This is a genomic window from Pseudoxanthomonas wuyuanensis (genome assembly GCF_900215535.1).
Lineage (GTDB): Bacteria > Pseudomonadota > Gammaproteobacteria > Xanthomonadales > Xanthomonadaceae > Pseudoxanthomonas_A > Pseudoxanthomonas_A wuyuanensis.
Genome location: NZ_OCND01000015.1, coordinates 45,413 through 54,607 on the forward strand (window position 1 = coordinate 45,413; position 9,195 = coordinate 54,607).

11 protein-coding genes are annotated in these 9,195 nt (G+C 61.3%); all 11 read right to left on the reverse strand.

What is annotated here, in order from left to right; genetic code table 11:
* Nucleotides 1–69 precede the first annotated feature (69 nt).
* A complete protein-coding gene (locus tag CRO39_RS19560; protein WP_097123663.1) occupies nt 70–531 on the reverse strand; it encodes a hypothetical protein in 462 nt (153 codons plus the stop codon).
* Nucleotides 532–792: 261 nt separating this feature from the next.
* On the reverse strand, nt 793–1,515 hold the full coding sequence (gene aqpZ / locus CRO39_RS19565; RefSeq protein ID WP_097123664.1) for an aquaporin Z: 723 nt from the start codon (nt 1,513–1,515) through the stop codon (nt 793–795).
* 240 nt (nt 1,516–1,755) lie between these two features.
* Nucleotides 1,756–2,619 (reverse strand): pirin family protein, encoded by an 864-nt coding sequence (locus CRO39_RS19570; protein ID WP_097123665.1) that lies wholly within the window; start codon nt 2,617–2,619, stop codon nt 1,756–1,758.
* A gap of 189 nt (nt 2,620–2,808) precedes the next feature.
* Entirely contained in the window at nt 2,809–3,480 is a 672-nt protein-coding gene (gene nfi / locus CRO39_RS19575) for a deoxyribonuclease V (RefSeq protein WP_097123666.1), read from the reverse strand.
* Complete coding sequence (locus CRO39_RS19580) at nt 3,477–4,028, reverse strand: SixA phosphatase family protein (protein ID WP_097123667.1); 552 nt, start codon at nt 4,026–4,028, stop codon at nt 3,477–3,479. Before CRO39_RS19580 ends, nfi begins: the two co-directional genes overlap by 4 nt.
* Before the next feature lie 54 nt (nt 4,029–4,082).
* The gene (locus tag CRO39_RS19585; RefSeq protein ID WP_202926334.1) at nt 4,083–4,454 is read right to left on the reverse strand and encodes a hypothetical protein; all 372 of its coding nucleotides are present in this window, start codon (nt 4,452–4,454) and stop codon (nt 4,083–4,085) included.
* A gap of 393 nt (nt 4,455–4,847) precedes the next feature.
* The gene (locus tag CRO39_RS19590; RefSeq protein ID WP_176520239.1) at nt 4,848–5,531 is read right to left on the reverse strand and encodes an XAC0095 family protein; all 684 of its coding nucleotides are present in this window, start codon (nt 5,529–5,531) and stop codon (nt 4,848–4,850) included.
* A gap of 358 nt (nt 5,532–5,889) precedes the next feature.
* Complete coding sequence (locus CRO39_RS19600) at nt 5,890–6,399, reverse strand: HIT family protein (protein ID WP_097123668.1); 510 nt, start codon at nt 6,397–6,399, stop codon at nt 5,890–5,892.
* Nucleotides 6,400–7,264: 865 nt separating this feature from the next.
* The gene (locus tag CRO39_RS19605; protein ID WP_238394668.1) at nt 7,265–7,633 is read right to left on the reverse strand and encodes a DUF4279 domain-containing protein; all 369 of its coding nucleotides are present in this window, start codon (nt 7,631–7,633) and stop codon (nt 7,265–7,267) included.
* A 108-nt stretch (nt 7,634–7,741) separates the two neighbouring features.
* Nucleotides 7,742–8,191: a hypothetical protein gene (locus CRO39_RS20655; protein WP_141400872.1), complete on the reverse strand. Its 450-nt coding sequence runs from the start codon at nt 8,189–8,191 to the stop codon at nt 7,742–7,744.
* A 58-nt stretch (nt 8,192–8,249) separates the two neighbouring features.
* Nucleotides 8,250–8,969 (reverse strand): hypothetical protein, encoded by a 720-nt coding sequence (locus CRO39_RS19610; RefSeq protein ID WP_097123670.1) that lies wholly within the window; start codon nt 8,967–8,969, stop codon nt 8,250–8,252.
* Nucleotides 8,970–9,195: the final 226 nt, after the last annotated feature.

Consider the following 9,195-nt stretch of genomic DNA (forward strand, 5'->3'; position numbering starts at 1 on the left):
TATTTCGCTCCTCCGCTATGTTTCGTGTCCAGTGCTTTGGACTTTTCCCAACACAGCCTGGATCGAGATTCAACGCCCAGCAGAGAGCAGCGTGGCGCTGGCGTCATTGACGTCCAGTTGCCGCGTCAACGCCTGCAGCGTGCCCAGTTCCTGCGCGGAACCGGCATTGATCCAGACCTGGGCGTAATGGTCCTTGCCCAACTTGATCACGGTGATGCGCCGGGACTCCATGTCCGGAAGCACGCGGCCGCCAAGATCGAGCCGATACCAGTACAGTTCCCGGCCGGAAAAGCGGCCTTCCTCGGCGCGCAGTTGCCGGGTCAGGGCGATGTTCGGGTCGCGCGAGGTCAGCATCACGTTCAACACCTGGCGCCCGTCGGGATCGACGGCCTTGCAGGCGATGAAACCGTCGCCCAAGCGCTGCTCCCATTGCAATTCGGTGTTTGCGGGCAGGTTGGGGCAATAGAACGGCTGCTGCGCAAGTGCGGCAGCGGGCAATAACAGCAGACTCAAAACAAGAGCGATTTTCATGTGGGGTCCCCCTGGACGAGCGCCGCAATGCGGCGGACAGATGGTTCTGGCACCAATCCGGGCCGTCGTGGCCGGCCGTCATCCGGTCCGGACGTTTCATGTATCCCCAATCCACGGCGCCCCGCCGCCGGCTGTCCTGGCTGGCAGGTGGTACGACCATAGCCCAGCCGTGCACCGATGACAACGTATCGGCGCGCGATTCGCCCTGTTTTCCAGCCGATTGCCGATGGCGCAGGCGCTGCCCGCGCCATCGGCGGGGGCTCAACGCTCGTCGCGGCCCAGCCAGCCGTAGGCCATGCCGCCAATCAGGCCGCCCAGGATGGGGGCCAGCCAGAACAGCCATAGCTGCCCAAGGGCGCCTGAGCCGGCAAACAGCGCCACGCCGGTGGAGCGGGCCGGATTGACCGAGGTGTTGGTGACCGGGATGCTGATCAGGTGGATCAGCGTCAGTGCAAGGCCAATGGCGATGGGGGCAAAGCCGGCCGGCGCGCGCTTGTGGGTGGCGCCCATGATGACCACCAGGAAGAACGCCGTCAGCACCACCTCGGTCAGGAACGCCGCCGCCACCGAATAGCCGCCAGGCGACAGGGCGTCGTAGCCGTTGCTGGCAAACGCTCCGGCCGCACCCGGGTCGATGGCAAAGCCGCTGCTGCCCTTGGCGATCTGCAGCAGGATGAAACCGGCCGCGATGCCGCCAATGACCTGTGCGATGACATACGGGATCAGTTCCCGCGCCGGAAAGCGCCCGCCGGCCCACAGCCCGAAACTGACCGCCGGATTGAAGTGCGCGCCGGAAATATGCCCGAACGCATACGCCCCGGTCAGCACCGTCAAGCCGAACGCCAACGACACGCCCAGCAGACCGATGCCCAAGGGATTGCCGTCGCCGCCGAAATTGGCCGCCAGCACCGCGCTGCCGCAGCCCCCCAGTACCAGCCAGAACGTTCCCAGCAACTCCGCTACCAGTTTCTTTGCCAGACTCATTGGAACCCCCGATTTGAATGAACGCCGCCGTCCAGCGGCGCCAGCAACATAATCGAAAGTTGTGACGGCGATGTTTGCATTGCGTTAGGGCGCGTCCTCAACAGCGCCGCCGGATGACGGCATCGAGCAAGCCGCAACCGAGACCAGGCGCGAATCAGGGTTTGCAAAGAAAGAAGGAAGCAAGGCCGACCCTTCCTCGTTTCTCACTCCTCATTTCTCACTCCTCGCTCCACCCAACCATCACCGCTCCGGCAACGGGATGAACTCGGTTTCGCCGGGAATCTGGCCGAAGCGGCCGTCCAGCCAGTCCTGCTTGGCCTGTTCGATGCGCTCCTTCGAACTGGACACGAAGTTCCACCACATGTGGCGCGGCGCATCCAACGGTTCGCCGCCGACCAGCAGGCCCTTGACCGCGGTTTTGGCGCGCAGCACCGGGCGGGTACCGCGCTCGAACACGACCAGATGCTTTTCCGGAATGTCGGCACCGTCGATCTGGGCATCGCCCTCCAGCACATACAGCGCGCGCTCGGCATGGCTGTCGTCGATGGCCAGTTCGGCATCGGCCTGCAGATCCACCGCCACGTTGAAGGTATCGGCGAACACCCGCACCGGCGACTCTTCGCCGTAGCTACGGCCGGCGATCACGCGCAACAGCACGCCATTGCGCTGCTGCTGCGGCAGCGTGGCGGCGGCATGGTGATGGAATTCCGGGGCGGTTTCCTCATCGGCTTTCGGCAGCGCCACCCAGGTCTGCATGCCATGCAACGGGTGTTGGCCCTGGCGTACATCGGCCGGGCTGCGTTCGGAATGCGCAATGCCGCGGCCGGCCGTCATCCAGTTGACGTCGCCCGGCCGGATGACCTGCTCGGAACCCAAGGTATCTTTGTGGTTGATCGCGCCCGACCACAGGAATGTCACCGTTGCCAGCCCGATATGCGGATGCGGGCGCACGTCCACGCCGTTGCCGGGCTCGAAAACGGCCGGGCCCATGTGATCGACGAATACGAACGGCCCCACGCTGCGGGCCTGCAGGCTGGGCACCGCCCGGCGGACATTGAACCCGCCGCCCAGATCGTGGACGCGCGGTGTGATGATGGTGGTCATGGCTTCCTCCTGAGGTAGTGTCAGCATGGCATGGCGGCCTGGCGTGCGGCATAGCGCGATGGCAACGGACCGTTGCAGAAGCTGGGTTGTATCTGCAAAGGGGTAGTCATGGTCGGGTGCGCAGATGCCCCAGTTTGCCTTGTCGGCAGCGGGGCAAGCGTAATGCCGTGCTTTTTTGGCCGCATTGCGCTATCGGCCGTCCCGTTGCGAGGCCAGCCGGTCCGCCAGCCGCGTCGGCTCGGGCAGGCGGTAGCCGGCCAGGCAGCGCATCACCAGTTCCGCGGCCGACGCCATCGACACTCTGTGGCCAGGCGAGACGAACAACGGATTGCAACGCCGCTTGCTGCGCAGGACCCAGCCGATCTGCGCGCCGCGATGCATCAGCCGGGTGCGGTCGCCGGGTTCGGGGCCGGGCGGGTCGAAACTGCCGCACAGCGGCTTCTTCGCCACGCCAATGCTGGCCAGCCCGGTCGCGATGCCGAAATGGGCCGCAATGCCCAGCCGGCGGGGGTGCGCAATGCCATGGCCGTCGATGAAGGCCAGCTGTGGCGGTTGTGGCAGACCTGCCAGCGCCGCCAGCAGCGCCGGCAATTCGCGGAAACTGAGCAGGCCCGGGATGTACGGCATACAGGTCGGCAATCTCGCGATTCGCTGCGCCGTAGGTTGCAGCGTATCGGCGTCCATCAACAGCGCAGCGGCGTGGGTGACCGTGCCTTCGGCCTCGAAACCGGCGTCGAATCCGCCCAGCGACCGCAGCGGTGTCGGGAAGTCGTCCTCCAGCACCAACTGCATCGCCAGTTGCGCCTGCAAGCGCCTGGCTTTGGCGATATCGCCATCCCAGGGTTCCAGTAGCGCGCTCATCGGCCGGCAGCGCCGTAGCGGCGTATCTCCAATGCTGGCTTGCTTGTCGCGTCGAACCGGATGGTGGACAGGCGGTCGTACTCGCTCTCGTCCATCGCCGGCACTTCGCATCCGCACAGCGCTGCCACCAGTTCCGGCACGGTGTTGCTGTGACCGACAATCAGCACGGTGCCCACGGTATACCGCTGCCGCCACTGCGCCGCCGCTTCGTCGGCCGGCCCCTTGCTGAAGTAGCGCAGGACCGCCAACCCATGCGCCGCGGCGGTTGGTTCGGCGGTCTGCTGGGTGCGGCGGTATTCGGTGGCATAGACCGCCACCACCGGCGCATCGGCCAACAACCGGGCCAGTTCGGCCGCGCGTACCCGGCCGTCCGGACTCAGATTGGGGTCCTCGGCATCGTCGCTGCTTTTCTCGCCATGGCGCACCACCGCAAACGTCAGCGCGGTGTCGTTGGCGGGTGGTCTGGGTGTCGAAGCGCACCCGGCGGCCGACAGCAGCATCAACAGCAGAGCGGCACGAAACAGCAACGGAAAAATGCAGAGATTCATCGTATTCCCTGTAACTGATGGCTACTGCGGGTGGCCCCAGTCTACGCCGGGGCGCTATAGGGCTGGGTCAGGGAAAGGAAGTTTCTCCTGCGAGGTGCTCGGTTGAGCTTCCCAGGTAGTACCGTTGCGGTAAAAGTCCGCCTGCGTCTCGGATGTGCCAGCGCCGATTCGTACCGCGATGGTGCAAGCGATCTGCCCAGCATGCTTCGCATCCATAGCGGGTATGCAGGTCCCCAGCTTGGTGGTGATCTCAGTTTGCATGTCGCCCATGTCAAGCATTTTTATTATGGCGTCAGTCGCTTCTTTCTCGTTGGGTAGCGCCGGCGTGTCGCTGCTGGCGGCTTGCGTGGATGCCGTGCTGAGCGGCGCCGTACATGCTGCGCTGGAGGCGACGAGAAGTAGGATAACAATCGAATTGAGCCGCATGAACGCACCTCCGGGGTCAAACGCTTTAGTAAGCCGCATCACGAAGCGGCATTGGCTTGAACGAACTGCCAGGTGGTGCAGGTTAACAAAAGCAATGCGGACAGAAATAACCCTGCCTAGATTGCGAAAGGTCCAAACGGGGGGAAGCAAGTAGCCTGAGTAAGGCCAACGGCCGCACCCGGGGGGAATGGAAGGTTCGCGTGTAGAACACCCCGGGTACGGCCTTTGGGCTTATCATGGCTACACCGGCTATTCAATAGATATCGTCGACCCACCTTCCGGGACCCGCCCCGGAAGCCCCCGGATCAAGTCTGGGGTTACCTGGGCTACGCTGACTTTAGCCAAGCGTCGGCCCGGGGAAATCCGGGCCGACGAAACAACACCGCAGGGGCCTTACTGCAGCGTCCGGCTCAGGCCATCACCAAAGCCGGGCTGCGACCCCGGCCTTGCGGCCGGACGTGCAAACCCCGCGTCGTACACAGCCCGCGTTTCGCCCACGCGGTTTAGCGGACGCCGCGACGGCCCGAGCGGCTGGTCTTTTACTTTGCCCAGGATGGCGCGCACGGCTTCCACCCCGTCATAGATGGCCTGTCCTATCAGCGGCAGCGTATGGTCAGCGAATTCGGCCTCGTGGCTGCCTGCCACCACATCGCCGTGCGCCGAGATGGTCTGAGTCAAAAGGTCCAGCGAATCAATCTGGCCCAGGGTGACGCCAAAGGAATAACGCTCGGCGACCGCGATGGAAATCTCCTGCATCTTCTCGGACGCATCATCTTCGTCTTCGCCCTCGTCCTCGTCCGCATCCGCATCCGTTGCTGTCGCTGCCGCTTTCCGCTGCATAGGCTGCGGCAGTTCTTCCAACACCAATTCGACCTGCTCTGACAGCAACTGCAAGCAGACCGCCAGCTCGCCTATGCGTACCTCGGGCGTGCCTTCTTTCGCCTCATCCGACGTGCGCGGCTGCGCCAGCCGGGACAGGAACTCCGTGTAATCGCGCAGCTTCTTCAGCCGGAACTGGCTGTCCTCCGGCAGGAAATAGCCGGGCATGTCCATCTCATCCGAATCGAATTTCGACATCGTTGCGTCCTCTTTCCATGAAGTGACCCGCAGCCGACCGGCGACGGGAAGTCGGGAGGTTAGAAACCGCGTACAGACGGCGGGCGTATTTCCCTTGCGGGTGTTGTATTAGCCGCCCTCCCGACGCAGGCATCGCGTCGGTTGCGCCTATGGAAAACAGGCACAAAAAACCCACCGGTTTGACGGAGGTGGGTACCGCTGTACGAGGAGTTTCTACGCTCCTTGGGCCGAGTCTGCTACTACACAAGAATGATGTCAACCGTTGGGCTTTGGCCGCAGTCGTGGGCGACTGACGGCTGGCAGCCGCACCAAGCCTGCCGCCGTCCAACGCCTGAGCCGGAACATTACAACAACCTGGCTACTCCGGAAGATTCGAACGAATCAGGTTCGCGGTTTCAGTCAGTTGCTTGGCAGAAAATTGAACTCGCTTGAGACGCTGCGCATCCCCGCTTGGATCGTGCGAGGTACCTCTTTTGCGTCCGGCGCCATCGAATGTCGCGAGCTGAGGCGGACCTATCCCCCAATCACTGCCCTTCTGCCGGGGCACAACATGGAAATGGAAGTGCGGCGTTTCCTGCCCGCTAAAGACCCCGTTGTTTTGGAACGTAAGTATTCCGAGGGGCTGATAAGTCTTGACGAGCGCCTCTGCGACTCTCTTGGCCGAAGCCATTATGGCTCCGCACTCCTGGTCGGAAAGATCGAGCAGCGTCGCGACATGCCGACGAGTGATGACGCAGCACTGGCCAACTTCGAACTGCCACGGATTGATCACGGTTAACGTATGTTCGTTTTCGTTTATGATCTTCCAACTTTCTTCACGGCTTGCCACACAAAGGTCGCAAGGATCTCTTATGGGAAGTTCGATCATTTTCCATCTCCGAATTAATCTGGTTTGTCCCCAGGCGGCCTAGCGCCTGAATTAAGCCGACCCGCGAAGCGGCTTCGGCTTGAATGAACTGTTAGGCGGCACAGCGATCACAGGGTCAGCTCTCCGCTGTTTGAAGTATCACGCCCGTACTTGAAGTTTCGACTTGCCACAACGGTGCCGTTGCAACTCAAGGTGGCGACATGGCCATGGCGCGACGGACCAATAACAAAGCTCTCACGAAACTCACCGGATACAGGACGGCTGCGGAGCGACGGATCGTAGCCCTCTGCCACAACGCTTAGGAGACAAGGGCTGTTCTCAGGAGTCGCTCCGACGACAACGAGTGAGAGGTCCCTGGGACCGAGGAAGATACATCCGGTAAGCAGGGTGACGGTGGACAAAAGAAAGGTTGGCAGAAGTAATAGTTTCATGTGCCGCCTAACACCTGAGTTAAGCCGGCCCGCCCTGGCCAACCGTCAGATCAAAGCCGTAACGATGCGGGCTCGGCTTGAACGAATTGTTAGACTGCACCGCGACCAACCCCACGACCAACCGCATAGAAGCCACCAACGCTGGCTGCTACGGCCAGCCAAAATGACCAGGCGCGGTAAAACGGAATGAATGGATGATTCTGCGAGAAGTCGCATCTATCTCCAATGTAATCATAGCTCCCGCCAGAGCTGACACAGGTGCCAGAAGCGAAGAATCCTGAAACAAGCGGCCAGAACAGCACAGCACCGCCAACCAGGAGAAGTGCCCCGAGTACCACCAGTACGCGACTCTTGGTCATGCGGTCTAACGCCTGAGTTAAGCCGCGCCGCGAAGCGGCATCGGCTTGAATGAATTGTCAGGCCTCAATCTAGCACTAGTCAGAAGAGGGCTGGTAGATGTCCAGTACAAGCTCAATGCGCCGCTCTGCCAGTGCGCCAAGAGTTGCTGGAGGTAGCGCGACCACCTCATTTCCCTCAGACATGAAGAATCCACAGAAAATATCCAACTCAAAAGTGGGGTCTAGGTTGGTCCAGATTGCTAGGTCCGCCGTTAGCTGACCAAGGATTGCGCAGATCTGTGAATCTAGATCAGCAGGCTCGCTTCTCTCTGCCTCAATCCGCCACATTCCTCGCTTTGCAATTCTCGGCCCTCCATCCTTGCCGCGGCCTGGAAGAGCATCGCCTTTTTTATAGGAGTCTGTCGCAGCGACACCTAACAAAGCACTTATGTCGGAAGGAACCAAGGATTCTCCGAAAATGCGAAAGGTTGCGGTTGACTCGCTTTGATGTGTCATTGAGGCCTAACGCTGAACTAAGCCGACCCGCGAAGCGGCTTCGGCTTGAATGAATTGTTAGGTACCCGGCTCAGAACGATTGAGGGGAGACTCAAGTACGAGCCGGGACGCCTTGACGGAGGTGTAGGTGACGGTGATAGCCGCCGGGAATCCAAGTGCAAGGATCTTGCATCGCTTGCCTTTGGGAAGGCGCTCCAGCACGAGCTCCCGAACATCCATGCTAAGTGATGGGCCAAACCCGGATAGTTCAATCCCGGTAACCCCGAAGAACTCGAGCCGAAAGACGCGGTCCCAGACGGGGCCAAGAATGCTGACTACTAGTTCACCGCCGTCGGCTAGCAGTGGTTGGCGAAAAGAAAGTTCGACCAGCGAACCGTCATATACACAGTCGGGATTAGGGCTGGCGCCAGAATATGCAGGAAGCGCGGCAAGCTCCTCTAGTGAGAGCTGAGACTCAGTAGTGACTGCTGCAAGAGCTTCCAGTTCCAATTCGCGTGGAGCTTTCATGGGTGCCTAACGCCTGAGTTAAGCCGAGCCGCGAAGCGGCGTCGGCTTGGACGAATTGTTAGGTGGCGCCTTCGCCGTAGTATACGGCGATGGACCAGTGATAGTCACGCCCCCTGGCCGCACACCATTCGGGAAAGCTACCGATCGGCCGAGCCTTGTATGCCTGCCAGTCGAAAAGCATTTGACCATATTGCTGCGCCTCTCGGTCGAGGTCAGACAGAAGCTCGCGATCCGCCGCTCCCCCAATTAGGTCGGTTGCTCGCGCTAAGTCTTCGAGGGCTTCGTCTAACTCGCCGATGAAGAGGCCTTCGTTCAAGTGATGGGTCGCGTAGTCAACCGAAGATAGGTGGCGCTCAATTACCATGCGTCGGATCGCCACGTCAGTTGGATCTGCAACTAGCACTCTGCCGAGGAGCTCTGGATCGCGGCGCAGGATCGCTAGCCATCGAACCGGCGCGATGGACTCAGGATTATCTTCGGACCATCGCTGAAGAGCGGGATAGACAAAGCGATTCAGTAGCGGCTGTGTAAGAAACTGGTGGCAACCCGGGGTGCGGTAATAGAGCGTCAGGACGGCATTTACAGCGTCCTGAGACTTCTTGCTCTCCCACGTGTCAGCACAAGCCAAGAACGTATTGAGGGCAGCAAACGCTTCGCGGCGCAGCCCCGCCTCGCGAAGGCGGCAATACTCGGCGAGATGGGCAAAGTCCTTCCGTGCGGCCAGGCCAGCCGCAAGCGATGCAAGGCCCTCAAAGTTGTCTTTGTTCCAGTAGTACATGAGCCTTCCAGCGCCACCTAGCACCTGAATTAAGCCGACCCGTAGCGGGGCGGCGACTGGGTGCTAGCGTAGCGGAAAAGCACCCAGGCGGTGCCCCGATGCGGGTTCGGCTTGAACGAATTGTTAGGCCTCGCAGGTTAACAAAGTAAGTGCAACACCCGCGGCGCCCGAAGAAGGGGTGAGCTGGCAGACTGTAGGGGATCCCTCCGGCAAGAGAAGATCCCGC